The sequence below is a fragment of the Natronolimnohabitans sp. A-GB9 genome, assembly GCF_030848565.1.
In the GTDB taxonomy this organism is placed as follows: Archaea; Halobacteriota; Halobacteria; order Halobacteriales; family Natrialbaceae; genus Natronolimnohabitans.
The window spans coordinates 72897-99443 of record NZ_JAVDDV010000010.1; the positions used below are offsets into that span (position 1 = coordinate 72897).

The 26547-nt window shown below is 63.1% G+C and carries 28 protein-coding genes and 1 tRNA gene; 9 read left to right on the forward strand and 20 right to left on the reverse strand.

The window, feature by feature from the left end:
• Window positions 1–138 precede the first annotated feature (138 nt).
• Window positions 139–1473 carry a Trk system potassium transporter TrkA gene (trkA, locus tag RBH26_RS13855; protein WP_306758946.1) on the forward strand — a complete coding sequence of 445 codons (1335 nt, stop codon included), beginning with the start codon at window positions 139–141 and terminating at the stop codon, window positions 1471–1473.
• A complete protein-coding gene (locus RBH26_RS13860) occupies window positions 1474–3009 on the forward strand; it encodes a TrkH family potassium uptake protein (protein ID WP_306758947.1) in 1536 nt (511 codons plus the stop codon).
• Window positions 3010–3094: 85 nt separating this feature from the next.
• On the opposite strand, the gene RBH26_RS13865 is transcribed toward RBH26_RS13860, so the two are convergent.
• From RBH26_RS13865 to RBH26_RS13875, 3 genes are all read right to left on the reverse strand, one after another.
• Window positions 3095–3304: a hypothetical protein gene (locus tag RBH26_RS13865; protein WP_306758948.1), complete on the reverse strand. Its 210-nt coding sequence runs from the start codon at window positions 3302–3304 to the stop codon at window positions 3095–3097.
• A 41-nt stretch (window positions 3305–3345) separates the two neighbouring features.
• Window positions 3346–3419, reverse strand: a tRNA-Thr gene (locus RBH26_RS13870).
• 96 nt (window positions 3420–3515) lie between these two features.
• Complete coding sequence (locus RBH26_RS13875; RefSeq protein WP_306758949.1) at window positions 3516–4547, reverse strand: class I SAM-dependent methyltransferase family protein; 1032 nt, start codon at window positions 4545–4547, stop codon at window positions 3516–3518.
• Window positions 4548–4671: 124 nt separating this feature from the next.
• Here RBH26_RS13875 and RBH26_RS13880 point away from each other — a divergent pair, with 124 nt between their 5' ends.
• Entirely contained in the window at window positions 4672–5136 is a 465-nt protein-coding gene (locus RBH26_RS13880; RefSeq protein ID WP_306758950.1) for a Rieske (2Fe-2S) protein, read from the forward strand.
• Between the two features lie 704 nt (window positions 5137–5840).
• Here the strand turns inward: RBH26_RS13880 and RBH26_RS13885 are convergent.
• The 4 genes from RBH26_RS13885 to RBH26_RS13900 all read right to left on the reverse strand — a co-directional run bounded on the left by RBH26_RS13885 (window position 5841) and on the right by RBH26_RS13900 (window position 9396).
• Window positions 5841–6803: a metal ABC transporter permease gene (locus RBH26_RS13885; protein ID WP_306758951.1), complete on the reverse strand. Its 963-nt coding sequence runs from the start codon at window positions 6801–6803 to the stop codon at window positions 5841–5843.
• Between the two features lie 2 nt (window positions 6804–6805).
• Window positions 6806–7558 carry a metal ABC transporter ATP-binding protein gene (locus RBH26_RS13890; RefSeq protein ID WP_306758953.1) on the reverse strand — a complete coding sequence of 251 codons (753 nt, stop codon included), beginning with the start codon at window positions 7556–7558 and terminating at the stop codon, window positions 6806–6808.
• A 64-nt stretch (window positions 7559–7622) separates the two neighbouring features.
• On the reverse strand, window positions 7623–8603 hold the full coding sequence (locus tag RBH26_RS13895) for a metal ABC transporter substrate-binding protein (protein WP_306758955.1): 981 nt from the start codon (window positions 8601–8603) through the stop codon (window positions 7623–7625).
• A gap of 121 nt (window positions 8604–8724) precedes the next feature.
• The gene (locus RBH26_RS13900; RefSeq protein WP_306758956.1) at window positions 8725–9396 is read right to left on the reverse strand and encodes a metal-dependent transcriptional regulator; all 672 of its coding nucleotides are present in this window, start codon (window positions 9394–9396) and stop codon (window positions 8725–8727) included.
• A 204-nt stretch (window positions 9397–9600) separates the two neighbouring features.
• On the opposite strand from RBH26_RS13900, the gene dph5 reads away from it, so the two are divergent.
• Window positions 9601–10389, forward strand: coding sequence for a diphthine synthase (gene dph5, locus RBH26_RS13905; protein WP_306758957.1), 789 nt, complete (start codon window positions 9601–9603; stop codon window positions 10387–10389).
• Between the two features lie 190 nt (window positions 10390–10579).
• On the opposite strand, the gene RBH26_RS13910 is transcribed toward dph5, so the two are convergent.
• The 10 genes from RBH26_RS13910 to RBH26_RS13955 all read right to left on the reverse strand — a co-directional run bounded on the left by RBH26_RS13910 (window position 10580) and on the right by RBH26_RS13955 (window position 21462).
• Complete coding sequence (locus tag RBH26_RS13910; protein WP_306758958.1) at window positions 10580–11665, reverse strand: alpha/beta hydrolase; 1086 nt, start codon at window positions 11663–11665, stop codon at window positions 10580–10582.
• A gap of 105 nt (window positions 11666–11770) precedes the next feature.
• Window positions 11771–12754 carry an isocitrate/isopropylmalate family dehydrogenase gene (locus RBH26_RS13915; protein ID WP_306758959.1) on the reverse strand — a complete coding sequence of 328 codons (984 nt, stop codon included), beginning with the start codon at window positions 12752–12754 and terminating at the stop codon, window positions 11771–11773.
• A 126-nt stretch (window positions 12755–12880) separates the two neighbouring features.
• Window positions 12881–13612 carry a 3-isopropylmalate dehydratase small subunit gene (gene leuD / locus RBH26_RS13920; protein WP_306758960.1) on the reverse strand — a complete coding sequence of 244 codons (732 nt, stop codon included), beginning with the start codon at window positions 13610–13612 and terminating at the stop codon, window positions 12881–12883.
• Window positions 13609–15030 (reverse strand): 3-isopropylmalate dehydratase large subunit, encoded by a 1422-nt coding sequence (gene leuC / locus RBH26_RS13925; RefSeq protein ID WP_306758962.1) that lies wholly within the window; start codon window positions 15028–15030, stop codon window positions 13609–13611. Before leuC ends, leuD begins: the two co-directional genes overlap by 4 nt.
• Window positions 15027–15326: a hypothetical protein gene (locus RBH26_RS13930; protein ID WP_306758963.1), complete on the reverse strand. Its 300-nt coding sequence runs from the start codon at window positions 15324–15326 to the stop codon at window positions 15027–15029. The genes leuC and RBH26_RS13930 overlap by 4 nt, the downstream gene beginning before the upstream one ends.
• 34 nt (window positions 15327–15360) lie before the next feature.
• Window positions 15361–16413, reverse strand: a complete 1053-nt coding sequence (ilvC, locus tag RBH26_RS13935) for a ketol-acid reductoisomerase (RefSeq protein WP_306758965.1) — start codon at window positions 16411–16413, stop codon at window positions 15361–15363.
• Window positions 16406–17065, reverse strand: coding sequence for an acetolactate synthase small subunit (gene ilvN, locus RBH26_RS13940; protein ID WP_306758966.1), 660 nt, complete (start codon window positions 17063–17065; stop codon window positions 16406–16408). The genes ilvC and ilvN overlap by 8 nt, the downstream gene beginning before the upstream one ends.
• Window positions 17062–18882 (reverse strand): biosynthetic-type acetolactate synthase large subunit, encoded by a 1821-nt coding sequence (ilvB, locus tag RBH26_RS13945; RefSeq protein WP_306758967.1) that lies wholly within the window; start codon window positions 18880–18882, stop codon window positions 17062–17064. The genes ilvN and ilvB overlap by 4 nt, the downstream gene beginning before the upstream one ends.
• A 371-nt stretch (window positions 18883–19253) precedes the next feature.
• Window positions 19254–20468, reverse strand: coding sequence for a 2-isopropylmalate synthase (locus RBH26_RS13950; protein ID WP_306759045.1), 1215 nt, complete (start codon window positions 20466–20468; stop codon window positions 19254–19256).
• Between the two features lie 400 nt (window positions 20469–20868).
• Window positions 20869–21462 (reverse strand): AsnC family transcriptional regulator, encoded by a 594-nt coding sequence (locus tag RBH26_RS13955; RefSeq protein WP_306758968.1) that lies wholly within the window; start codon window positions 21460–21462, stop codon window positions 20869–20871.
• An 89-nt stretch (window positions 21463–21551) separates the two neighbouring features.
• Between RBH26_RS13955 and RBH26_RS13960 the strand changes: the two genes are divergently transcribed.
• Window positions 21552–22007, forward strand: coding sequence for a ferritin-like domain-containing protein (locus RBH26_RS13960; RefSeq protein ID WP_306758969.1), 456 nt, complete (start codon window positions 21552–21554; stop codon window positions 22005–22007).
• Between the two features lie 23 nt (window positions 22008–22030).
• Here RBH26_RS13960 and RBH26_RS13965 read toward each other — a convergent pair whose 3' ends face one another.
• The gene (locus RBH26_RS13965; RefSeq protein WP_306758970.1) at window positions 22031–22684 is read right to left on the reverse strand and encodes a class I SAM-dependent methyltransferase; all 654 of its coding nucleotides are present in this window, start codon (window positions 22682–22684) and stop codon (window positions 22031–22033) included.
• A 268-nt stretch (window positions 22685–22952) separates the two neighbouring features.
• Between RBH26_RS13965 and RBH26_RS13970 the strand changes: the two genes are divergently transcribed.
• Window positions 22953–23243, forward strand: coding sequence for a DUF5779 family protein (locus tag RBH26_RS13970; RefSeq protein ID WP_306758971.1), 291 nt, complete (start codon window positions 22953–22955; stop codon window positions 23241–23243).
• A 78-nt stretch (window positions 23244–23321) separates the two neighbouring features.
• On the opposite strand, the gene RBH26_RS13975 is transcribed toward RBH26_RS13970, so the two are convergent.
• A complete protein-coding gene (locus RBH26_RS13975; RefSeq protein ID WP_306758972.1) occupies window positions 23322–23660 on the reverse strand; it encodes a DUF892 family protein in 339 nt (112 codons plus the stop codon).
• Window positions 23661–23756: 96 nt separating this feature from the next.
• Window positions 23757–24440 (reverse strand): VOC family protein, encoded by a 684-nt coding sequence (locus RBH26_RS13980; protein ID WP_306758974.1) that lies wholly within the window; start codon window positions 24438–24440, stop codon window positions 23757–23759.
• Between the two features lie 102 nt (window positions 24441–24542).
• Between RBH26_RS13980 and RBH26_RS13985 the strand changes: the two genes are divergently transcribed.
• The 3 genes from RBH26_RS13985 (at window position 24543) to RBH26_RS13995 (ending at window position 26329) form a co-directional block, all read left to right on the forward strand.
• Complete coding sequence (locus tag RBH26_RS13985; RefSeq protein ID WP_306758975.1) at window positions 24543–25226, forward strand: hypothetical protein; 684 nt, start codon at window positions 24543–24545, stop codon at window positions 25224–25226.
• Window positions 25227–25288: 62 nt separating this feature from the next.
• Entirely contained in the window at window positions 25289–25732 is a 444-nt protein-coding gene (locus RBH26_RS13990; protein WP_306759046.1) for a hypothetical protein, read from the forward strand.
• Window positions 25733–25849: 117 nt separating this feature from the next.
• Window positions 25850–26329 (forward strand): peroxiredoxin, encoded by a 480-nt coding sequence (locus RBH26_RS13995; protein ID WP_306758976.1) that lies wholly within the window; start codon window positions 25850–25852, stop codon window positions 26327–26329.
• The last annotated feature ends 218 nt before the right edge of the window (window positions 26330–26547 follow it).

Consider the following 26547-nt stretch of genomic DNA (forward strand, 5'->3'; position numbering starts at 1 on the left):
CTGATATACAGGTGGGCGGAACAGAGCCCGAGTCGATCCACAGCCGTCCACTACTCCAGTCGAGACGCGACAACCGCTCCGGGCTTACACACGATCTCATATGTGCAGTCTTAGTGAAAAGAAACGAGGGTGGTATCGATGCGCGTGATTATCGTTGGTGCTGGTGACGTCGGCAGATCGATCGCCGAAAATCTCGAGACCGCACACGATGTCGTCGTAATCGACCGCGACGATACCATCGTCGAGGATCTCACCTACTCGCTTGACGTCCTCGCGATCCACGGCGACGGAACCGAACTCGAGACGCTTCGAGCGGCTGGCATCGATCAGGCCGGTCTCGTAATCGCCTGTACGGACAGCGACGAAACGAACGTCGTCGTCTGTGGGGCGGCGAAGACGGTTTCGGATACGTTTACGATCGCTCGCGTCCGGCGTCGAACTCTGCTCGAGACGTGGAACGACTCGGACGACGCGTTCGGCGTCGATTTCATGGTCTGTACCGATCTGCTGGTCGCCCAGACGATCTTTCGGATCTGCGGACTGCCAGCGGCACAGGACGTCGACCTGTTCGCAAGTGGTCTCGTTCGGATGGCCGAGTTCGATATCGACGAACACAGCCCCGTAGCCAACGAACCCGTCCACGAGGCCGATCGGTACGACTCCCTTACGTTCGCGGCGGTCTTCCGTGACGGGGAGATGATCGTCCCCAGCGGTGACACCGTTCTCCGACCGACCGACCGGGTAGTCGTGATCGGCAGCCACGAATCCGTCGCCGACTTCGGTACCGATATTGCGGTGGCGGGCGGCGATCGAGCGGACGAGATCGTCATCGTCGGGGCCAGCGAAATCGGATACCAGACCGCTCGCGAGTTCGAATCCCACGGCTATCGGCCACGACTCATCGAGCAAGACCCCGTCCGAGCTCGCGACGTCGCCGAAACACTCACCGACACGTTGGTACTCGAAAGCGATGCGACCGATATCGAGTTTCTCGATCGAGAGCATATCGACGAGGCGGATATCGTCATTTCGGCCCTCGATGGTGACGAAAAGAACTTACTCGCCTCACTGCTTGCTCGCCGACTCGGCGTCGACCGCACCGTCGCAGTGATCGAAAATCTCGAGTACGCCGACCTCTTCGAAACGGTCGGTATCGACGTCGCCGTAAACCCTCGTGAGGAGACCGCCGAGGAGATCGTCCGCTTTACACGTGCCGATCACACGGAGAAACTCGCGATGCTCGAACACGATCGCGCGGAGGTTATCGAGTTCGAGGTCAGCGAAGACAGCGAACTCCTCGCCGGACCGATTCAGGACGTGACCGATGAGCTCCCCGATGGGGTCGTCATCGGCGCTCTCTGCCGCGATGGCGAACACATCACACCCCGAGGGACGACCGTCATCCAACCCGGGGATCACGTCGTCGTCTTCGTCGACGCAGCCGTTCTCGACGAGATTCTGGAGGCGATCTGAATGCGATGGACCCTCCACGTCGACTGGCGGGCCGGGTTGAGTCTCGTCGGGACGATCCTCGCGTTCGTCTCGCTCGCGTTTACGGTGCCGATCGTCGTCGCGCTTCTCTACGGCGGCGACGACCTGTGGGTGTTCGTCGTCTCGATGCTCCTCACCGCCGGATTCGGTCTTGGACTTCGCCAACTCGATCCCGACCCCGATCCGGGTGCGCGGGAGGCGTTTTTCATCGTCGCGATGGCGTGGTTGCTCGTCGCCGTCTTCGGTGCCGTCCCGTACGTCCTCGCGGGCAACGGGACCGTCTCACAGCCGGTAAACGCCCTGTTCGAGAGTATGAGTGGATTCACGACGACTGGCGCGACGGTCATGGGCGACATCTCGTTCGACACCCACTCTCGAGCGATGTTGATGTGGCGCCAGCTTACCCAGTGGATCGGCGGCATGGGGATCATCGTCCTCGCGGTCGCGATCCTCTCACAGCTGGCGGTCGGTGGAGCACAGTTGATGGAAGCCGAAACGCCCGGTCCGGGCGTCTCGAAGCTGACGCCACATATCGCTGAAACCGCTCGCGTCCTCTGGATCGCATACGTCGGTCTCACGGCCCTGTTCATCGCGTTGCTGTATGCGCTTCATCTGCTTGGCTACGCGCCGAATATGGATCTCTACAACGCGTTCGCTCACGGCTTCACGACGCTCCCGACCGGTGGCTTCTCGCCGGAAGCGCGGAGCATCGAAGCGTTCTCTCCCGCGGTTCAGTGGCTCGTCGTTCCGTTCATGTTCGTCGCGGGGGTCAACTTCGTGCTGTGGTGGCACGTCATCTCGGGCGACCCGTGGCGGCTCGTCCGCGACAACGAGTTCCGACTCTATCTCGGAGCAGTCTCGGGTCTCACGATCGTCGGGACGGCGATGCTCTTTCTCTCGGCACTCGAAACGCCCGCGACCGGCCAGATCGGCGGCAACCTCGAGCGATCGGCACGGTATGCCGCCTTCCAGATCGCTTCGCTGACGAACTCGACGGGGTATGCGAACATGGACTTCGACGCGTGGAGCGGTCCCGCGAAGGGACTCTTGCTGTTTGCGATGTTCATCGGCGGCTCCACCGGGTCGACCGGCGGTGGGATCAAGGTGCTTCGCTGGCTGGTGATCCTCAAGACGCTTCGCCGCGAACTCTTCACGTCGGTTCATCCAGAAGCGGTCCGTCCCGTGCGAATGAACGGCCGTGCCCTCGACGAGGAAGCGATCCGTGGGATCTACGCCTTTACCCTGTTGTACATCGTGATCTTCTTCGTCGGCGTGGGTCTGTTCGCAGCCGACGCCGCCCGCGTCGGGTTCGAGGTTGAACTGCTAGACGTCATCAGCGCGTCGATCGCGACTCTCGGCAACATCGGCCCAGGACTTGGAACGGTTACCGGACCGATGGGCGGTTATCTCGAGTTCCCGACCTCTTCGAAACTCCTGATGATCCTCTACATGTGGATCGGCCGACTCGAGATCTTCCCAGTACTCGTGTTACTGACGAAAGCGTACTGGCAGTCCTGATACTGCCGGACAGAACGATTCACCGATCGGTCGCGCGACTGTGGCCGTCCCAACGGGTGACGGCCGCGCGTTCGCGACCGACGTGTTACTGACTGCTGTCCGGCAGTATGACCGACTCGCTCTCCTCGAGGCGACGACGCCGAACGAAATCGCGGACGTCTGGACAGTAGACATCGTAGAACACGGGCCGGTGGAGGGATTTGCCGCTCACGAGTTTGCTCGCGGCAAAAGTAAGCCGGTGGAGGGATTTGAACCACGGTCGGAGCAACCTCCTCCCTGATTCAAATCCCTCCACGGCTCGCTTCGCTCCTCACGTGATGTTCGTCGCAGAAGACAAGCCGGTGGAGGGATTTGAACCCTCGACCTAATCCTTACGAAGGATTCGCTCTGCCAGTCTGAGCTACACCGGCACGCGTCGTGTCCACCTAATCGTAGGGGCGATACCAGCCATAAGGATTGCGAATCGTTCCGGTCGTGGGGATTGTTCGCGTGCGACTCGAGTCAGGTCAGCGCTCGAGGCGGACGTCCAGACAGACGTTCAGTTCGTGTGGGGCATACGAGCGAACGACACGCTCGGTCTCGACTGTGACGTCGTACTCGGGGTCGGCGGCCTCGCGGATCGCCTGCTCTCCGGGCCCGAAGGGGTCGTCTTCGTGTTGGATATCGTAGTAGTGGAGGGTACAGTCGTCGCCGGCGATGGTGACGGCCGACTCGAGGAACTCGTCGGCGCTGTGTGGGAGGTTCATCACGATGCGGTTGGCCCACCCCTCGTACTCGTCGGCGATCTCGGTCACGTCCGCACGAATCGCCGTGACGCGGTCTTCGACGCCGTTTCGACGGGCGTTTTCCCGCAGATACTCGATCGCGTCCGCGTTGACGTCGACACCGACACACTCCGCGCCGCGTTTCGCGAACGGGATGACGAAGGGACCGACGCCGGCGAACATGTCGAACGCCCGTTCGTTCGTCGTTTGTTGGTGCTGCCCGTTTGCGCGTTCCGAGGCGCGACGCGTCCCGCTTCCGATCTGCTCGGCGACTCGGTTCCGTTCGGTTGCCAGCCGCGGCGAGAAGTATACCTCGGCGAGATCTAACGCGAACTCACAGCCGTACTCGCGGTGGACGACCTCCGTGTCGTCGCCGGCCAGCAGGTCCCAGTCGCGGACCCGTGTCTCACCTTTGACCTTCGATTGCTTGTTCAGGACGGTCTCGAGGGGGAGATCCGACTCGAGGATCGCGTCGGCGATCTCGCGGGCGCGCTCGTCGTCGTCCTCGTCGAGTAAGGCCGCCCGCCCGAGTCGCTCGTAGGACGGCTCGTATCCGAGCAGGTCAGCAGGCGTGGTCTGGCTCTCGCGTTCCTCGAGCGGCCGGGAAGCGACCTCGAGGTCGTCGGGAACCGCTTCGGGGTCGGTGACGGGAATGTAGAGACTGCCGTCGTCGACCGTGAGCTCGTAGCCGTCGTCGATCAGGTCCGCGTCCGCGAGTCGCTGTCGCGTGGCTTCGCCCTCCTCGCGCGGGACGCGGACGCAGGGCACGTCCATACCCGGACGGAGCCGACGAGTCGCCGTAACGGTGACGTTTCGCGACGCTCCGGCGGTGGACCGCCCACGACCCGTCGACGTGCAGCGTGAACGGTTTTCCGGCGGCCGAACGCAAATAGGCGATATGCGGGAGCTCACGACCGTGGCGACAGTCCTCGAGGAGGGATCGTGGCTGTTTACGGTACGAGACCAGTACGGCGACTGCGAGGAGGCGATCCTCGTTCCTTGCGAGGATAGCGTGGAACACGATTCCACTGGCAGTCGGACTCCGGCCGACAACGACGTCGAGGCGTGGATCAACCGCTGTACGCACCAGGACCAGCGGTTCGACACCGGTGATGGCGTTCCGATGCGGGAAGGACAGCTCATCTGTCCGCGACACGGGTCGATGTTCGACGCCTGCTCGGGCTACTGTGACAACGGCGAGGCAGCCGACACGACGCTACCGTCGGTCGAGATCAGCATCGGCGACGACGGCACGATCCGTCTCACCGACGACGAGTTGTCGTTCGTTGGCGAGGGTGGTATCGACGACAACGATACCGAAGACGAGGGTGGGCCGACGTCGACGTCACACATCTCCTTTTGATCGGGATCGAACTCGTCTGACGAGTGACGACGATTGCTCTGGGGAACGTGACAAGGGACAGGATCGTGTGAAATCGAGGGCAATGCACGAAACCGCTCGATTCTGTCCGACGAGAGTGGGACTGACCGTCCAAGAGGCACGATCACCTGGCGCTGCAGTGTTCCGGGGAGCCGGACCACGAGTCGATTCCACACTCCGGCTTTCCGGAGTGCAATCGTTGCTACGCCGAACGAACTATTAAAACTAGGGTAGGATAGATTTTGATTTAGTCTTATCAAACTCTCATTAGCTATGGGTGGACCAGACGATAGTCAGTTCGAGAAACACAACAGACACTAATCGACAAGGTTGAGATAGCATGGTCCGAGGGAAATGGACGAAACCGCTCGATTCTCGAGAGCGAGACTGACCACGAACGCTCTCGTCCCTTCTCGCAGGAGTTCACCTGGCATTGCAGTGATCCGGGAAGCCGGAACACGAGCCGATTCCACACTCCGGTCGTCCGGAGTGCAATCGTTGCTACGTCGAATGGGATATTAAAGCTAGGGTATAGAAATTATATTTTTAGGCAGAGCTAATTCGGTCGTTAGTCATAGGTGTGGGACGACCGGTTGTCATACTGTCGGACAGGAGTCCTGAAGCGGGGTCGCCGGACGGAAGCAGCGAACTCTCACAATAGTTTTGTCCGGCAGGAGAAATCACTGCTAGCTACCGCGTGCGAGTGAGCCGAGGTAGATGACGATCGCGGTGATGATGATCATGGGACCGGTCGCGACACCCAGGTCGTACGAAAGGAGAATGCCGCCGATAACGGCGATCTGACCGAAAACGACCGAGAGGACGAGCCCGCGGTTGAAGCTGTTGGTGATCTGCATCGCTGCGGCGACCGGAATGACGAGCATTCCAGCCACGAGGATCGCTCCGAGGATCTGCATGGCCGCGACGACGACCAGCGCCGTCAGGACGATCAACAGCGTGTCGTAGAACCAGACGTTGATCCGTGCGAGCCGTGCTGCCTCACGGTCGAACGTGATGAACTTCAGCTGTTTGTGGGTCAACCCGATGGTGAGACCAACGAGCAACGCGAGTCCGACCATCAACTGGACGTTCTCGAAGGGAACGAACAGGATGTCGCCGAACAGGTAGCTCTCGACGGTCGCGCTGAAGACGACGCCGTAAGAGATCACCGCGATCCCGACGGCGAACCCGCCAGTGAGCATGATCGCGATGGGAATGTCCGCATACCCGTCGGTTTTCACTGCGATGTACTGCATTCCCAGCGCAGAGATGGCTGCAACGACCATCGCCCACGCGAGTGGGTAGTCCAACGCCGGGACGGACGCACCGACGAACAGTCCGATCGCGACACCCCCGAACGCCGTGTGTGCGAGAGCTTCACCGATGAGAGCCATCTGACGGTTGACGAGGTACGCGCCGACGACCGGTGCAGTAACGCCGATGAGTACGCCCGCGGTGAACCCGTGCTGGATGAACGTACTCCTGACCAGCCAGTGGCCGTTGAATACCGTTTCCATTCCACCCCAGAACAGATCGAAGAGCGGCGGGAAAACCCAGACGATGAACGCGCCGAACGCGAGTAACACCAGCGGAATTCCGACCGCTAGAAGTCCGACGTCCCACCGCTGCCGGCCCTGCTCGACTGCCACCGTCAGTCACCCCCCGCGACCTGTCTCGAGCTGACTGCTCTGGCCGAGCTAAACGCCTGTTCTAACGCGCCGCTCTCGAGAAACGGCCCCGTCTCACAGTGTTCGTACAGCTCACCGTCGAGACAGGCCATCGTGTCTGCGTACTCGCTGACGGTGTTGATGTCGTGTTCGATCAGGACGATCGTGATCCCGTCTTCGTTGAGTTCGGTGAGGAGGTCGTAGAACTGTTCGACGACGTCGGCGTCGACGCCGACCGTCGGTTCGTCGAGCGCGAGCAGGTCGGCCTCCGACGCCAGCGCACGGGCGATGTACGCTCGTTGTCGCTGTCCCCCCGAGAGGTTGCTGATCCGTCGGTCGGCGAACGGCTCCATTCCGACTTTCGCTATCGCCTCGTCGATGATGGCGTGATCGTCCGAACTGAGTCGCCTGAGACCGGCGTGTGGATATCGCCCCATCTCGACGACCTCGCGGACGGTGACCGGCATCATCGAGTCGGCGTCCGTCGAGTGTTGCGAGACATATCCCAGTCGTGTGCCCTCGGTAAACTCCTCGACGGGTGTATCGAACAACTCGACGTGACCGGAGTCCGGCGACCGTAATCCGAGCATGATCTCTAGCAGGGTCGTCTTCCCCGACCCGTTGGGACCGACCAATCCCAGAAATTCCCCTTCCTCGATCGACATGGAGACGTCTCTCAGCACCGGTTGGTTGCTGTAGGCGAAGCTGACGTTCTCGACGGAAATAGCAGATGTCATTGTGGCTGTTTCGTCTTAGTGCGTATTTGGCGGCTATAAGGATAAAGTTGTGTCTCTCTAAACGTTACTCGGCCTGGAGGGCCGTTTCGAGCGACGGGAGGTTGATTTCGTAGAAGTGGTCCATGTAGCCCCAGTCCGGTTCCATCGTGATGCCGGTGTCGAGTTCCGGGGCTCCGTCGATCTGCGTTTCGATGGGGGAAAGCGGGAGGATCTCTGCACCCGTCTCCTCGGCCAGCGACTCGGCGAGCTTTGCCGGCTCGCCCACGTCGTAGAGGACGTGTTCGATGTCCCGTTCGTCCATGAGCTCTTCGATCTCCTCGACTTCGTCCGGACTCGCCGAGTCGTCCGGCGACGTCCCGACGGGTGACTCCACCCGGATGTCGTACTGTTGGTACCACCACTGGAAGGAGTCGTGCGTCGCGACGACAATCGAATCGAGTTCCGCCCGGTCGACGATGTCCTGCATGTCCTCGTGGAGTTCCTGGAGTTCGTCGTTGAACGCTGCCGCGTTGTCCCGGTAGTATTCTTCGTTGTCGGGATCCATCTCGACGAGTCCGTCGGCGATGTTGTCGACGCCATCCTGACAGTAGACGGGATCCATCCACCAGTGTTCGTCGTTGTCTTCGGCGGGACTGTCGAAAAACTCGATTCCCTCCGAGGCGTCGATCACGGTCGTGTCGTCGTCCGCCTCGAGCTGTTCGGCAGCGTCGTCCTGCCAGGAAGCGAAATCCCGCATATAGACGAAGCCGCCAGCGTGGTCGATGTCTTCGACCGTCGCCGGCTCGGGGTTCCAGTCGTGACCGTGTTTACCGACAGGGACGATGTCGAACGACTCGAGCGTGTCGTCGTCCTCTCCTACCACTTGCCGGGTAAAATCCCAGAGCGCTGGCATCGATGCAATGACGGTGTTCTCGTCGACGTCGAGTTCCGGATCGTCGTCGCCGCCGAGACAGCCTGCCAGTCCCGCGACGAGCGTCCCACCGCCCAGCAGCGTGAAATCTCTCCGCGACAGTGCGCCAGTGCGTTGGTTCGAGTTCTTTGTCATCACCACCACCTTCCGCCAACTAGTACAAGAGTTTTCCGAACAAAATAGATGAATTAGCCTAGTCTAATTCCGTTGTGTAATAGTACAGTCTGGGGTTCGCCAGACTGACTGGTCCGTCGTTCTACTTCGTGACGGCTCGAGCACCGATACGCCGGGCGACGTGGGTCGGCAACGCAACGGACGTATCTGTCGACGATGGAACGACGGTCACCAGATCGATGGGCGACACCTCGTCGACGACGAGTCGCGTCCCCGGACCGATTCGATGTTGCGAGAGGTACTCGCGAACGTCCGGATCCCGGTGTGGCACCTGTTCGACGGTCACGTTGTCACCGGGTTCGTACTCGGTTAATGGGGTGTACGGCGACTCGTCGGGCATCCGCAGGTCTGCGTCCGGAATTGGATCACCGTGTGGGTCCGTCGCCGGTTCGCCGAGAAATCTTGCCAGCCGTCGCGTGAACTCGTCGCTGACGTGGTGCTCGAGGCGGTCGGCTTCGTCGTGGACCGTCGACCACGAGTAGTCGAGATACTCCATCAGAAACGTCTCCAACAGTCGGTGGTTCCTGACGAGCTGGAGGACGATCTCCTCACCACGGTCGGTCAACTCGACGCCCTGGTACGGGGTGTAGTCGACGAGTCCACGCTCGTCGAGCGAGTCGAGCATGCTCGTGACCGTCGGTGAGGTTACGTCGAGTTCCTCACTGATCTCGGTCGTTCGAACCGAACGGCCGTACTCGTCCTCGAGATGGTAGATCGCTTTGAGATAGTCCTCTGCAACCGGACTGAGATCCATTATCCTAAAGTTCGATTAGATGACTAAGTATATTTCCTAGCTCCAGAGATGGATTTAGACCAGGCTAATTATTCTCCCGTGGGGACGAGACCCGTCTAGTTCCACCACCGTAGCGATCGACACTGACGGCTGGGACGCCGCTCGAGGGACAGTACCGAATTGCCGACTCGAAACCTTATAACGCCGTCTCGAACTATCCCCTCCATGCTCACGTTCATCGGGCTCGGACTCTACGACGAGCGCTCGATCACCGTCGAGGGCCAGGAAGCGCTACGAAATGCTGATCGGGCCTACGCCGAGTTCTACACCAGCAAGCTGATCGGAACGTCCGTCGACGACCTCGAGTCCCACCACGGGATCGACATCGAGGTCCGGGACCGGGCGGGGGTCGAACAACACCCCGAAGACATCCTCGAGGCCGCCGAGACGGAGGATGTGGCCTTCCTGACCGCGGGCGATACGATGATCTCGACGACTCACGTCGATCTGCGGCTGCGGGCTCACGAACGCGGCATCGAGACGCGGGTGATCCACGGCGTGACAGCCCAGACGGCAACCAGTTCGCTGACCGGACTCCAGAACTACCGCTTCGGAAAGGCGACGACGCTCCCCTTCCCCTACGCCCACGGGGCCGACGGGCTTCCCGCAAGCGTCACGGAGACGATCGACGCGAACCGCGAGGACGGTCTGCACACGGTCGTCTATCTCGACATTAAAGTCGGCCACGAACGAACCGAAGAGGACGAGTACATGACCGCAGACGTCGGTGCCGAACTCCTGGCCGAGGAGTATCCCGACCTCGTCGGCGTCGTCGTCGCCCGCGCGGGCAGCCCCGATCCGCTGGTCGAGGCCGGCACGATGACCGACCTCGCCGAGCGCGAGTTCGGTGATCCGCTGCACCTGCTCGTCGTCCCCGGGGAGTGTCACCTGCTCGAGGCCGACGCACTCGTCGAACTCGCGGGTGCAGACCGGGACGCGTTGGACGTCGTCTGAGACGGTCCCCTGTCGTCACGTCTTGCCGATCGCCGACCCCGCCCTGGGGATCGGCGGGACAGCGGGACAGAAGCCGGTATGAGATGCCGCGATTCGCGCTCGCCGCGACTCATACTGCCGGACAGCAGTCACTGAAACGTATTCGCCAGACGGGAGCGGCGACTGCGCACAGTAGTTCTGTCCGGCAGTATTACTCGAGGACGGCCTCGAGTTCCGCGAGGAAATCCCCTGGAACCTCGACGTGTGGCGTATGGCCGGTGTTCCCGAAAACGACCTCTTCGAACTCGCCGCCGGCGTCGGCGTACGCCTCGAGGACGGCACGGGTCTGGTCGACCATCGGCTGTGGCGGGAAGACGTCCTCGCCGGGCCAGTCGGGGATCTCTCCCATCCGGCCGAGCGTTCCGATGTCGAAGACGGACTCGTTGGAGACGATCTGGTCCGAGTCGCCACGGACCCACGTCACGGGCGGCTTGGCGTCGGGCTCGATCTCGGTGATCTCCTCGAGCGAGCAGTACTTCGGCGAGATTGCGTTGTTGACGCCACGGTCGCCGGGTGCGACGCCGGGCCAGTTGTCACTCGGCGTCGAGTTGCCCGGATAGTTCTTCTCGCCCGTGACAGTGTCGAGCATCCCCGTCAGGTACGACTCCTCTCGCTCCTCGTCGAAGACGTGACTCGGATCGACGTAGAAGGTCCGCAGGACCTTGCGCGGTGAGGATTCGCCCTCTTCGCCGCGATCGCGCTCGGCCAGCCCCGCGACGAACTCGTCGTTGCCGAGCCCGCCGCCGGAGCCGGCGTAGTCGTCGAAACACGGCGTCCCCTCCTCGTCTTTCGTCCCGCCGAAGCCGTAGGGCGAGAGCGGGTTGACCAGGACGAGTTCGTCGACGGCCTCGGGGTTGTCGATCGCATACCGCATCGCGACGCCGCCACCGTTGGACCAGCCGACCAGCGTGACCGACTCCTCGTCTTCGAGGTCCAGTTCCGAGAACAGCGTTCGGAGATCGCCCGCGAAATCGCCGAGGCCATTTGTCGCGTCGACGGGTCTGGTCTCCGAGTCGCCGTACCCTCGCAGGTCGGGCGCGACGGCGCGATACCGATCCGGCAACTCGACCATGACGTCCTCGAAAAATCGCGAGGACGAGACGTTACCGTGAACGAAGACGACGGGGCCCTCGGTCTCGGCCGAATCGGCCCCGCCGGACTCGAGGAAGTGGGTCTCGAGGCGGTCGGTCTCGACGATTCGTGATTGTACGCCGGCGAGGGTATCGTCCCGGGTCATAGGCCGCGGTACCACGCCCCCCGCAATAACTGTCAGCCCTGAGACTCGCGGTCCCGGCCTGCAGTCGGGCGTCCGTCGCCGGTGTCATCACTCCGGCAGTAAGTATTACAGTCGCTCGATGATCGCCTGGGTGACGTCTTCGGTCGAGGCGTCACCGCCCAGGTCGGGCGTCCGCGGTCCGTTCTCGAGGGTGTCCTCGACCGCTTCGTGGACGGCCACGCTCTCCTCGTCGTAGCCGAGGTGCTCGAGCATCATGGCGGCGGAGATGATCGTTGCGGCCGGGTTGGCGACGCCCTCGCCGGCGATGTCTGGGGCGGTGCCGTGGACGGGTTCGAACAGCGCGCGCTCGGGACCGACGTTGGCGCTAGGAAGCAGGCCGAGCCCGCCGACGAGGCCGGCAGCGAGGTCCGAGAGCACGTCGCCCGCGAGGTTCGGGCAGACGACGACGTCGAACTGTTCGGGATCGAGACAGACCCGCGTCGCGAACGCGTCCATCAACACTTCGTCGGTCTCGACACCGTTCTCGTCGGCTACGTCCTTGACGGTGTCGCGGAACAGGCCGTCGGTCTCGCGCATGACGTTTGCCTTGTGGACGATCGAGAATCCGTCGTGGTCGTCGGCCTCGGCGACGTAGTCACAGGCGAACTCGGCGAGCTGCTCGGAGGCCGACTCGGTGACGACCCGTGTCAGCGTCGACACGTCCTGGGTCAGTCGGTCCTCGTGGCCCGCGTAGACGCCTTCGGTGTTCTCCCGCAGGAAGACCAGATCCGTCTCGGGACGAACGGCGTCGATCCCCGGATACGCCTTCGCCGGCCGGATGTTGACGAACGAGTCGACGGCTTCCCGAAGTGGGAGGATGACGTCCGCGGCCGTCTCGCCGGCCGCGCCGAACAGCGTCGCGTCGGCCGACGCCGCCAGCTCGTAGGTCTCGGCTGGCAGCGCCTCGCCGGTCTCTTCCTTTACCGCGTCGCCCGCGTCGGCCTCGACGAACTCGAAGTCGATCTCGAGGGCCTCGAGGACGTCGACTGCGGCCGGCGTCACTTCCTGCCCGATTCCGTCGCCCGGAATGACGGCGATTTCGTGAGTCATACCCAACCATCACGCCGGGTATGAAAAGAGGGTATCGATACGGTGATCGAGGCCGGAATCGATCTCGATTGGTGGCACCCGATATCAGTCGACGGTTGCGTCTGAGCGACGATCGGCTACGCTACACTATTCGGCTTCCGGAATCGCTTCCTCGGGAACGTAGGGCAGTTCCTCGGCCAACTTCGTGACTTCGCCGGCGTTGGACTTCATCAGTGCCGTCGTGTCCCAGACACCCTCGACTAAGGCCTTGCGCTGGGCGTCGTCGACGGTGACGTCGATCGTCTTCCCGTCGTAGGTGACGGTTTCGGCGTCGACGTCGATCTCGATCTCCTCGTCGGGGTTTGCTTCGACCCAGTCCTGTAGTTCCTGGATCGTTTCGCTGTCGGCGGTGACGGTCGGAATGCCGAGTGCCAGACAGTTACCCGCGAAGATCTCGGCGAAGCTCTCACCGATGATCGCGTCGATCCCCCAGCGCATCAGCGCCTGGGGTGCGTGCTCGCGCGAGGAGCCACAGCCGAAGTTACTGTTGACGACCATCACCGAGGAGTCCTGGTACTGCTCCTCGTTGAACGGGTGGTCTTTGGGGTCGTCGTTCTCGTCGAAGCGCAGGTCGAAGAAGGCGAACTCTCCTAACCCGTCGAAGGTGACGACCTTCATAAACCGTGCGGGAATGATCTGGTCGGTGTCGATGTCGTTACCGCGGATCGGAACGCCCGAACCGGAGACGTGATCGACTTCGGGAATCTCGACGTCGTCGCCGCCGTCAGTTCGAATCTCTCGAACCTCGGCGTCGATACTCGCGGGCGTTCGCCCACTCGCTCGTTCCGAGGCCTCGCGGTGCTCGTCCTCGTGACTCATACGGTAGTCACCTCCTTCAGTTCGCGCACGTCAGTTACCTCTCCGTTCAGTGCCGCGGCAGCGACCATCTGTGGGTTCATCAGAACGGTCCGGCCGTCCTTGCTGCCCTGGCGGCCGATGAAGTTTCGGTTCGAGGAGGAGGCACAGGCCTCGTCGCCCTCGAGTTGGTCTTCGTTCATCCCCAGACACATCGAACAGCCGGCGTTGCGCCACTCGAATCCGGCTTCCTCGAAGGTGTCTTTCAGGCCTTCTTCCTCGGCGGCCTCCTGGACCCGCTGGCTGCCGGGGACGACCATCGCGCGGACGTCGTCGTGGACCTCACGGCCCTCGATGATGTTCGCCGCACGGCGCAGGTCTGGCAGTCGGGCGTTCGTACAGGACCCCAGGAAGGCGACGTCGATCTCGTAGCCTTCCATCGTCTCGCCGGGCTCGACGCGCATGTGCTCCTGTGCGCGTCGGGCCGTGTCCTGTTTGTCCTCGGGCAGCGCTTCGGGTTCCGGAATCGGATCGGTCACGCCGACGCCCTGTCCGGGCGTGGTGCCCCAGGTGACGACCGGCTCGAGCTCGCTCGCGTCGATGGTGACGACGTCGTCGTACTCGGCGTCGTCGTCGCTTGTGATCGACTCCCAGTAGGGTTTGAGCTCGTCGAACTTCTCGGGGTTGTCCTGGAAGTAGTCGGTCGCTTCGAGCCACTCGTAGGTGGTCTCGTCGGGGTTGACATAGCCCGCACGGGCGCCGCCCTCGATCGACATGTTACAGATCGACATCCGACCTTCCATTCCGAGGTTCTCGATGGCCTCGCCGGCGTACTCGTAGACGTAGCCGACGCCGCCTTCGGTACCGAGTCGGCGGATGATCTCGAGGATGATGTCTTTCGCTTCGACACCGTCGCCGAGTTCGCCGTCGACCTCGATCTTGCGGACCTGCTGTTTCTCCATGGCGACGGTGCCCGTCGCGAGCACGTCCCGGATCTGGCTGGTCCCGATCCCGAAGGCGAGTGCGCCGAAGGCGCCGTGAGTCGAGGTGTGGGAGTCCCCACAGACGATCGTCTTGCCGGGCTGGGTCAGCCCCTGCTCCGGTCCGATGACGTGGACGATCCCCTGATCGCCCGTCGAGGGGTCCGAAAAGTCGATGCCCGCCTCACGGACGTTCTCCTCGAGTTCGGCCATCATCGTCTCGGCCGCGTCGTTCTCGTAGGGTCGGTCGCGGTTGGCCGTGGGGACGATGTGGTCGACCGTCGCGTGGGTCAGGTCGGGATAGGCGACCTCGAGGTCGCGCTCGCGGAGCATCCCGAACGCCTGCGGACTCGTGACCTCGTGGATGAGGTGGAGTCCGACGAACAGCTGGTCCTGTCCCGTCGGCAGCGTCGTTACTTTGTGTCGATCCCAAACCTTGTCGTACAGTGTGCGTTCGCTCATTCCTCGTCCTCTACAGGGTCTACAGTGTGATCTCGCCCGCGCTCGAAGACGCGGTTCGCGTCGTCTGCGTCGTGTGGCGGCGTGTGATCGACGTCCGCCATCGTCTCGGTCGGTCGCTCGGCTGTGCGTCCGTTCGAATCGGCCGCGGCCGCCTCGCCGCCCTCGGCCCGTCGCTGTCCGCCGTCGGCGGCGACGGTTGGGCCGCGCCTGAACAGCCGACCAGCCGTCTCCCCGGTGTAGGGGTTGGTGTGGCTGACGTCGGCCATCGTGTCGGTCGTCGGTTCGTTCTGGCTCATTGTGGTAGTCGGTAGTCGATGGTCGTACTCGATTTCAGTCGTCGGCCTGGGCCTGGACCGGCTCGTCCTCGGCGTCCGATTCCTCGTCGGCCCACGCGAACAGGTCGCGCAGTCGCTCGCCGACCTCTTCGATCTCGTGGTTCTGTTCGGCCTGGCGGAGCTGGCTGTAGGTCGGTCGTCCGGCCTGGTTCTCGAGGATCCACTCGCGGGCGAACTCGCCGTTCTGGACCTCTTCTAAGACCTCGTCCATGTTCTCGCGGACGTGCTCGTCGACGATGCGCTCACCGCGGGTGAGACCGCCGTACTCGGCCGTATCGGAGACGGAGTTCCACATCTCCATGTTCCCGCCCTCGTACATCAGGTCGACGATGAGTTTGAGCTCGTTCAGACACTCGAAGTAGGCGATCTCGGGCGAGTAGCCCGCGTCGACGAGCGCCTCGTAGCCGTGTTTGACGAGCGCGGTAACGCCGCCACACAGCACTGCCTGCTCGCCGAAGAGGTCGGACTCGACCTCTTCCTGGAACGTCGTCTCGATGACGCCGGCACGGGTACAACCGATTCCCTTCGCGTACGCGAGGGCCCGTTCTTCGGCGTCGCCCGTCGTGTCCTGGTAGATCGCCATCAGGCCGGGCGTTCCCTCGTCGTTCTCGTAGTTTCGTCGGACGAGGTGGCCCGGGCTCTTCGGCGCGACCATCGTCACGTCGACGTCCTCCGGTGGCTGGATCTGGTTGTAGTGGATGTTCAGCCCGTGGGCGAACTGGAGGGTGTCGCCGCTCTCGAGGTTCGGTTCGATCGCGTTCTCGTAGACGTCCGACTGGACGGTGTCGGGAACGAGTACGGAGACGTAACTCGCCTGTGCGACCGCCTCGGCGGGCGTCGCAACCTCAAGTCCGTCGGCTTCGGCGGCCGACCGCGAAGAGGAGCTCTCACGGAGGCCGACGACCACGTCCACGCCGCTGTCCGAGAGGTTCAGCGCGTGGGCGTGTCCCTGGCTCCCATAGCCCAGTACGGCTACGGTCTCGTCGTCGAGCGTCGATACGTCTGCGTCGTCGTCGTAGTAGATGTCGGTGGTGAATTCGTCAGTCATCGTCTGCTGGATACTCTTGTTGGGTCGATTGTTCGGTTGCCGATTCGGTTGCGCTGATAGGCGCCGCAGTCTCTTCGGTGCCGCGGGCGAGTGCCGTCGTGCCGGTTTGGGCGATCTCGCGGATCCCGAACTGGCTGAACGTCTCGATCGCAGCCTCGATCTTCTGGCGCGAGCCCGTGATCTGGAACGTCGCCGTCTCGGGACTCGAGTCGACGGTGGTCGCGTCGTACATCTCCGCGACGGCGCTGACCTGTGCGGGATCGTCGGCGTCGACTTTGATCAACGCAAGCTCTCGTTGCATCGCGTCGGGCTCGAGTTCCCGAACCGAGATCACCGGCACCAGCTTCCGCAGCTGCTTTTTGATCTGGTCGATGCCGGGATCTGGCTCCTCGACGACGACCGTGATCCGCGCACGTTCGTCGGTCTTCGTCGGTCCGACGGTCAGGCTTTCGATGTTGAACTGCCGTCTCGAGAACAGTGCCGAGACGTCCGACAGCACGCCGGGTTCGTGTTTGACCAGCGCCGAGATCACGGTCCGGCGTGGCTCGCGTTTCGCCTCGACCTCGGGGTCGATACGAATGCCCTGTTTGTTGCGTCGACCCTCGGGGGTCGGTCGTTCCTCCGGAGCCGGTCCCTCTAATCCTCGTTTCATAGCTGATCCTCCGTGAGTGCGAACTGTCCGTTGTCGCCGCCGCTTGGCACCATCGGGAAGACGTTGGCCTGTGGATCGATGTGGACGTCGATCACCGAGGGGCCGTCGTAGTCGATCGCCGCCTCGATGGTGTCGGCGACTTCGTCGTAGTCGTCGATTCGGAAGCCGGACGCGCCGAACGCCTCAGCGAGTTTGTCGAACTCCGGCATCCAGCCGTAGTCCGACGCCGAGTGACGGCCCTCGAAGAAGGCGTCTTGCCACTGGCGGACCATCCCGATGTACTCGTTGTTGAGCACGGCGACGGTGATATCGAGGTTCTCTCGGACCGCGACCGACAGCTCCTGCATCGTCATCAGGAACGAGCCGTCGCCGTCGATACAGACGACGTCCTGGTCGTCGTCGGCCGCCAGGCGGGCGCCGATCGCCGCCGGCAGGCCGTATCCCATCGTACCCAGGCCGTGACTCGAGACCCACGTACGGGGCTCGGTGTACGTCCAGTACTGGCAGGCCCACATCTGGTGTTGGCCGACGCCGGTCGTCACGATGGTGTCGTCGTCGGTCGCCTCGTCTAAGGCCTCGACGACGAACTCCGGCTGGATCGGTTTGTCCTCGGGTGCGTCGTAGGCCATCGAGTAGTCGGATTTCCACTGCTGACACTGGGCGCGCCACTTCGTCGCCTGTGGCGACTGGGAGACCGCTTCCGAGAGCTGTTCGACGACCGTCGCTGCGTCGCCGACCAGCGGGTAGTCCGCGTGGATGTTCTTCGAGATCTCGGCCGGGTCGATGTCGACGTGGATGAGCTCCGCGTCGGGCGCGAAGGTCTCGATGCCGCCGGTCAGGCGGTCGTCGAACCGGGTCCCGATCCCGATCAGCGTATCACAGTGGGTGATCGCCATGTTGGCGTAGCCGGTGCCGTGCATGCCCGCCATCTCGAGGGAGAGTTCGTGGTCCTCGGGGAACGCACCGATGCCGGGCATCGTCGTGATGACCGGAATCTCGTGTTCGGTGGCGAACTCGCGACAGGCCTCGCTGGCATTGCCTTTGATGACGCCGCCGCCGAGTAGCATGACCGGTCGCTCGGCGTTTTCGATCCGTTCGGCTGCGGCCGCGACGATTTCGGGGTCGGCCCGTTCCTGGACCTCGTAGGTGTCGGGCGTCTCCGGGGTATCGGGCTCGCGGTCGGTCTCGCCGTTGGTCACGTCTTTCGGCAGGTCGACCAGCGTCGGTCCGGGTCGACCCTCACTCGCGAGGGCAAACGCCTCGCTGACGTCGGAGCCGACACGATCCGAATCGGTCGCGAAGGTGTTGGCCTTCGTGACCGGCGTCGTGACGCCCGTGGTGTCGGTCTCCTGGAAGGCGTCGTTGCCGACGAACTCCGTCGGCACCTGGCCCGTCAGGGCGACCATCGGGTCCGAGTCCATGTCGGCGTCGGCCAGTCCCGTCACGAGGTTGGTCGCGCCGGGTCCCGACGTCGCCAGACAGATGCCCGGCTCGCCCGAGACGATGCCGTAGGCGTCGGCCGCGTGGGCCGCGCCCTGTTCGTGGGCCATCGTCACGTGCGTAATGTCGGAATCGTAAAGCGCGTCGTAGACGGGCATGATCGCTCCGCCTTGCACGCCGAAGGCGTACTCGACGCCCGCGTTCTCTAAGGCACGAACGACTGCGTCGGCGCCGTTGGTGACGGGCTCGGGCGTCGTCTCCGACTCTGTGTCGGCGTCGCCCTCGCGGGCTGTGTCCGGTGTTGCACTGTCGGTGAGGTGTTCGTCGTCCTGTTCGTCCGCGTCGGCTGGTGTGATCTTTGCTGCGCGTTCGCTCATCGATTACCTCCCGCCGCGTGACGGCGAGTGTGGATCGCTCCGGATGACGAAGACGTCGCCATCCGGTCGTGGTGGTGTCGCTGTGAAAACGGTGCGACGAGTTCGGATCCGAAGCTACGAGGTACTAGAAGTGGGGCGAAAGCGCCCCTACAATACGAATCGGAGCGAGCGCGCTGGTGTCGACCGTGCTGACACGAGCCGACAGGGAAGCGCGAACTGTCATTATCGTTCTCGTAGGACCGTCGAGTACCATAACACTTGCGAGTCATGGCGATCCGAGACGAGCCCCTGGTTGGACGACTCGAGTGACTCGAGTCACTCGAGCGCGACAGCAGGGGCTCGCGGACGGTGGCAAACGGGGAGGACATCCGTTAAACGCGCACCTCCTCCTCCTCCGTTTCGGACTGGCGTTCGACGCCGGCCTCTTCGGCGAAGCGCTCTAGATCGTCGACGGTGACGCGACGCTTTTCGGCGCCGAAGTCCTTGACACGGCGGGTGACCGCTCGTACCTGCTCGTCGGTGGGTACGAAGCCCAGTTCGTCCAAGCGCTCGCGGACCGAGTGGGTGCCGGTGTGTTTGCCCAGGATCAGGCGGCGCTCGGCGCCGACCATCTCCGGGGTCATCACGCCGGGTTCGAAGGTATCGGAGTTCTCGATGACGCCGGCGGCGTGGATACCGCTCTCGTGGGAGAAGGCGTTGTCGCCGACGACGGGCTTGTTACCCGGCGTCGCCATCCCGCTTTTCTCCTCGACGACGTTCGAGAGCTCGGTGATTCGCGTCGTGTCGATACCGGTATCGGTCTGGTAGAGCGACTCGACGGCCATCACGAACTCCTCGTAGGCGGCGTTGCCGGCCCGCTCGCCGATCGAGTTGACCGACACCTGCGCCTGGTCTGCTCCCGCTTCGATACCGGCCAGGGCGTTTGCCGTGGCCAGTCCGAAGTCGTCGTGGGTGTGGACGTCGACCCGCGCGTCGGTGTGGGTACAGACCTTCTCGATCATGGCCCGGAACCGACCGGGGGTCGCGACGCCACAGGTGTCCGGAACGTTGATCCAGTCGACGCCGGCTTCGGTGACGGCCTCGATGATCTCGATGAGGAACTGCTCGTCGGTTCGCGTCGCGTCCATCGGCGAGAACATACAGGTAGTCCCCGTCTCAGTGACGCGTTCGACTGATTCGACTGCGCGTTCTACGACTTCGTCTCTGGTCGCGTGCATCGAATCCTCGATCTGGACGTCGCTGGTGCTGACGAACGTATGCACCATCTCGACGCCCGAATCCAGTGCGGCCTCGATGTCCGCATCGACGACGCGGGCTAGCCCGCAGGTCGTCGTCTGGGTCGATGACGCGATATCACGAACGGCCTCGAACTCCGCGTCCGAGTTGACGGGGAACCCGGCCTCGATAACGTGGGTTCCCATGTCGTCCAGAATGGACGCGATCTGCCGTTTGTCGTCGTAGGAGAACGAAGTTCCGGGCGACTGTTCGCCGTCCCGGAGGGTCGTATCGAAGACACGTGCTGACTCTATTTCGTCAGTGGAATCTAACGTGCCCTGGAAGAACTCGACCCCCCTGACTGGTGTCAGAGGACTGAGCGTCGTGTGAAGACATTGTATCTGAATTCGAGGGGCGACAACCTATATAAAACTAACGCTGATGCGGCCGATCAGGGCCGTGATACTGACACCCACTCGCTCGCCGCTGGCGGGAAATCGCAAGACACCAACGACCTAATACACACTATGTTCGATAATATCATATCACGGCTGATCCCACAGCTGTCGATTCGCCGCTCGAACGGCCCCGGTTACCGGTCGATCGACGGACTCGAGCGCTGGCGCGCGCACCCCAGTGGACGTTTGCACGAAAACACGTCCTGAGTGCGCGATCGACTGTCTGGATATCGTCCTATATCGACTATCGGTGGCCGTTCATCCGAGAACAGCGCGTGTTCTCCGTCACTGTTCGGTTTCGAGGGCGGCTCGATCACTCGAGGGCATCGCGGTGTGACTCGTACTCGGTGACGTACCGATCCTCACAGGACGGACAGCAAAACGTCTTCACCTCGTCGTCGATCGTCGCCGTGACGCCGTCACCGGTGACCGTCTTCCCGCAGACAACACATTCGAGGGAGAACCCAGCCGCAGAGAGTCCGACGACCCGATCCGAGCGAGCAAGCAGCGTGACGTCGTAGCCGTCGAGTCGGTCGAAGTCGATCTCGGACTCGAGCCACGACCGCGTCGCCGCGTCGGATACCGTCGCCCGGACGAGCACACGCCCGTCCATCCCTTCAGCGACCGTGTCGACGCCCGGAAGTTCGATCGCGCTCGCGTAGACGTCGTCGACGGCGTCGGGCTCGGCCTCGAGTTCGACCAGAACGGAGACGTCGCCACGCAGTTTCTCCCGATCGATGTCGATCGTAAACCCCTGGATGATCCCCTGATCCTCGAGGCGTGCGATGCGGTCCGAGACGGCCGGCGGCGTCAAGCCGACTTGCTCTGCGATCTCCTTGTACGGCCGCCGGGCGTCTTCGGTGAGTAACTCGAGGATCTCGAGGTCAGTGTCGTCGAGGTCGCGCATGGAGTGTCGTTGGGCCGGAGCGGGCAAGAGTGTACGGAACAGGCACGCGCGGGTGATACAGTTTTTATCCTCCTCGTGGAAACGGGCCTATGACGTCCGACGAGATCACCGACCTCCTCAAAGAGGCCTACGTCGACGAACTCGAGACCGTGATGAACTACCTGACGAACGCGATCGTTCTCGACGGGATCCACGCCGAGGAGGTCAAAGAGAGCCTCGAGGAGGACATCCAGGAGGAACTCGATCACGCGCGATTGCTCGGCGAGCGTCTGAAACAACTCGACGAGTCACCGCCCGGCTCCGAGGGGTTCGAGGCCAGCCAGCACAGTCTTCAGCCACCTGAAGACACGACCGACGTCCAGTCGGTCATCGAGGGCGTTCTCGAGGCCGAGGACGATGCGATCGAGACCTACCGCGCGCTCCACGAGGCTGCCTCGGAGGCGAACGACCCCGTCACCGAAGACGTCGCGGTAACCATTCTCGCCGACGAGGAGGCCCACCACACCGAGTTCCGTGGGTTCTTGAAGGAGTTTCCACAGGACTGAGACGGACCGCCGGCCAGCCGTCGTCAGCGGTCGGTTCGGCTCGCCGTCGGCCGGAACGTCCGGATCGTGTCTCGTTTGGTCGACTGGACGTCGACCTCGACGAATCCGCGATCGGTGAAAACCGCGCTCCAGTCGCGGTGATAGAGCGGAAAATCATCGTTGACGTAGTTCACGTTCGGCTCGCTCGAGGACGTATGATCGTCCGCGTCCTCGCTCCCCGCGTCACCCTCGATTTCCGCAGTGACGAGTACCTCACCCGTAATCCGGGCCAGTTCGTCGAAGACCCATTCGGCGTCCGGATGGAGGTGCTGGAGCGTCTCCACCGAGTAGACCGCGTCGAACTGATCGTCCTCGAAATCGGCGACGATGTCTTCGATAGCGGTCAGATAGAACTCCCCCTCGGCTGCGAGCGCCGGGTAGACGTCTTCCATGACGTCGATGGCGTCGTCGTTGAGTTCGATCCCCGAAAGCGCCTCGAACCCGGCGTCGTAGAGATGTGAGAGGTGACGGCCCGAACTACAGCCCAGTTCCAGGACGGATGCGTCTCGCTCGAGATGCTGCTCGAACGTTCCGCGCAGAACGTCACTCGTTTCGTCCGGCCCGTAGTAGGCGTAGTACGCCGGCGAAAACTCCCCGGAACGGTCCGCCCACTGTCGTCGCACGTCGTTAGAATCCACAGCTAGTGACCGACGCGGACGCGTAAAGTCCCTTGGAGTCATACGGACTACTGTAAGTCGGTACCGGTGCAACCGCGACCCGGGCTGCGGTTGCGCCGGTACATCGTTACAGCAATCCGTATCAGGGCTACTGTACCGATGTTCCGCCGATCGCCACACGGGGTCTGTGACCGCCAGGACGTGACGACAGGGGACCGTCTCACTGTTCGGATCGCTGACCACTCCACAGAGGCGAACGTTTTTCTCGTATCGGTTCGACCCACCCCGTATGAGCGAATTCGACCTCGACCTCCGGACCGTCGAGGAGCACATCGACGACGAACTCGAGATCGAGGGCAGCATCGTTCTCGGCGTCCTCGACGGGACGACACCGGCCGAGGAGTGGTTCGAGGCGGTCTCGAAGGGTAACGTCTTGATACTCAACGTCGAAGGCGATGTCAACGATCTGGCCTCTGGCTTTGCCCGCGACGTCAAGGAGGCGGGCGGAAGCCTCGTTCACTTCCGTGGCTTTCTGCTCGTGACGCCGCCCGGCGTCGACGTGAACACGGATCGACTCTAACTGTCCTCGAGCGCCGCGCTTGGCGTCGAACGGCGGTCAAACAGAAAAAGACACGTGGGTCTCGTGGCCGCGTCGACTTCAGTCCGAGGCCTCGAGCTCGCCGTAGTCGAACTGTTCGCCGTACTCCGAGAGGGTGTCGAGTTCGTCCTGTTCCTCCCGTAGCGTCTGCTCTAAGGTGTCGGCGACGTCGTCCATCCCGAGCTGGTCGGCCATCGGGATGAGGTTACCATAGGTGGCGATCTCGTAGTGTTCGGATTTCTGGCCGGCGGCGATGTTGAACCGGTCACAGGCCTCGTCGCTTGGGTCGTTGCTCATAAACTCCTCGAGTTCCTCGAGGGCGTCGACGAGGCGTTGTTCAGTGTAGTAGGCGTGTTTCAGTCCGGAGACGAAGAGGTCGTCGGTCGAGTCGATGCTCATGGTGATCCATGAGAGTGGACAGCCCTGGCATCGATAAGCGGCGGGCTTGCACTCAGCAGGGTCGCTTGCGGGACGGACACACGATCGGTCGTGTCGTCAGATCGTAAACGTCAGGGCGTGGCCGTCCGGATCGCGGACGACGACCCGCTCGTCGTCGACGGAATCGACCTGTCGGACATCGTCGGAGATCGCCTCGAGCGCTGCCGTCGGCTCGCTGGTCTCGAATCCGAGATCGACGTGGACGCCGCCGCGAGCGTCGGCGATTCCCAAGTGGGGCTCCCACAACTCCAGCGCCATCGGCCCGGCCATGCGAACGCGCTTGCGGTCGTCACCGACGTCGACCGTCTCGAATCCGAGTTCGGTGTAAAACGCCTCCGACCGGTCGAGATCCGCTACCTCGAGGACGACCTCGAAGATCCCGTCGATTCCTGGCCCGTCGACGTCTCGTTGACCGAGTTCGACACAGTTGCCGTCCGGATCGTAGCAGTACAGTGACCTGGCGGGGCCGAACTGCATCTCCTCGAGATCGTATTCTTCGCTCAAACGGTCCCACCAGTCGTCGTACTCCGCTTCGGGGATCGAGAACGCGTAATGGGTGTGGAGCCCGCCCCGCGGAACGCCGTCGGGTCGTCGGCAGACGAGGTCGGTCTCGCCGGCGGCAAAGACGAGTTCGTCCTCGCGTTCGTCGGTGACGGTCATCGACAGCGTCTCTTCGTAGAACGACCGCGCGCGCTCGAGGTATTTGACCTCGAGAGCGAGCCAGGACAGCCCAGTGAGCATGGCCGAACGTACTCGGAGCAGGGACATAGAAGCGTCGCCGGCAGCGGCCCGCGGCCGTCTCGGCGACCCACGTTTATCACTACAGCAGCCGTAGCATCCGACATGACGTTTCGCGTCGACGAACGTGCGACCGAGTTCCGCGAGATCGACCGCTTCGACGGCGGCGTGGGGTGGATCGCCCACCCCGAGGAGACGATGCAGCGAGCGAGCCACGCCCTCGCGATCGACGGCGACGTCTGGCTCGTCGATCCCGTCGACGCCGCGGGTGTCGACGAGTTGGTCGCCGAGTTCGGCGACGTAACCGGGGTCGTCGTCCTACTCGATCGTCACACGCGCGACGCTGCAGCGATCGCGGACCGTCACAACGTCCCCGTCTACCTCCCCGATATCTTCGACGGCGTCAGCGAGGACCTCGAGGCTCCCGTCGCGCGCTTTTCGGCCGAGCTTTCGGATAGCGGGCTCGAGGCCCACACGGTCGTCGACAACCGCCTCTGGAAGGAGGTCGCACTCTACAACCCTGACGATGGGACGCTCGTCGTTCCCGAATCCGTCGGCACCGCCGACTACTTCCGCACCAGTAGCGAACGGCTCGGCGTCCACCCGATGCGCCGGCCGGTTCCGCCGCGGTCGGAACTCGGCGGCTTCGCTCCCGAACGGATCCTGGTCGGCCACGGCGAGGGTATCATGACGGACGCACCGACGGCCCTCGAGACGGCCCTCGAAAACGCGCTCCGCGGGGCGCCGGTGGTGTACGCGAAGGCGGTTCGACAGTTCCTGCCAGTGTGAACCGAGTCGACGCTGCTGTGAATCGGGCATACAACTAACTACGATCGGTGTGTACGACGACTGTGGTCTACATCACGCGTGCCCTCGTCGACGTTCTGCTCGATCTGGCAAGCGACGCCGACCCCGACCGCGTGGCGACCGGCGTCTCGATTACGCCTGCAGACGACCTCGACGGCGCCGACGACCTGCCGCCGGAGACACCCGTCTTTACCGACTTTTATCTCCCCGATCCCGGCAACCCCGTCAACGCGGTCTTCGGCGTCGACCTCTCAACCCCCGCCCGTCAGGCACAGGGGCAGTTCGTTTCCCACCCGGTCCGGGAACTCGAGGTAACCAAACGCGACGACCTCGCGGAGGTGATCTTCGTCGCCGTTCCGCCGTGGGAACTCGGCGATCGCTCGTTCGCAGCCTTCGATCGGCACGGGGAGCGCCGCCCCCTCGAGGTCGTCGACGCGAAACCGCCTGACAAGTCGCTGTCGGACGTCGAGTGGAAACGCGGCGACTGAAGCGACGCGGTGGAGAACGCCGGCGAAATTGCTCGTCTCAGAACGAAACGCGTCGATACTCGAACACGATCGGGGCGAAACCACAACGCATACAACGGCCGTCGCGAACACACGGCCATGCTCGACGTCGGCGACGAAGCACCCGAATTCGAACTGCCCAATCAGCACGGCGAGCCCGTCCGGCGCTCCGATTTCGAGGGCGAACGACTCGTGGTCTACTTCTATCCGCGGGCGAACACCGACGGCTGCACCACCGAAGCACGCGAGTTCGAGGACGCGAAGGCCGCGTTCGACGAGCACGACGTCTCCATCGTCGGCATCAGCGACGATCCAGTCGACGACCTCGAGACCTTCGCCGCGGACCACGACCTCACGTTCGACCTGCTTTCCGACGAGTTCGGCGAGGTCGCGACGCTGTATGAGTCCTACGGCGAGAAACAGCTGTTCGGGAACACGTTCGACGGCGTCTTCCGTAACACCTACGTCGTCGGTCCGGACGGCGACGTCGAGGCCGCCTACAGTGGCGTCTCTCCCGAGGGTCACGCCGAGGAGGTACTCGCGGACCTTGAGGCGTCGACGCCCGAAGCCAGGCCCTGATACGGTCCCCTGTCGTCGCGTCCCGCCGATCGCCACGCGGAGTCAGCGAGCGGCGAGACAGCGGTACAGCAGTCGTCTGACGCGAGCGTTCGGCTTTCCTCGAGGACGTCTTCGAATCCCGGTCGGCCGGTGTGGACACGTCGTCGGCTCCTGCAAAACGTCGGCCTTTCCGAGCCGCTAAGTAGCCCGAACCGGACGGGCTAGTATCGACTGCCGAA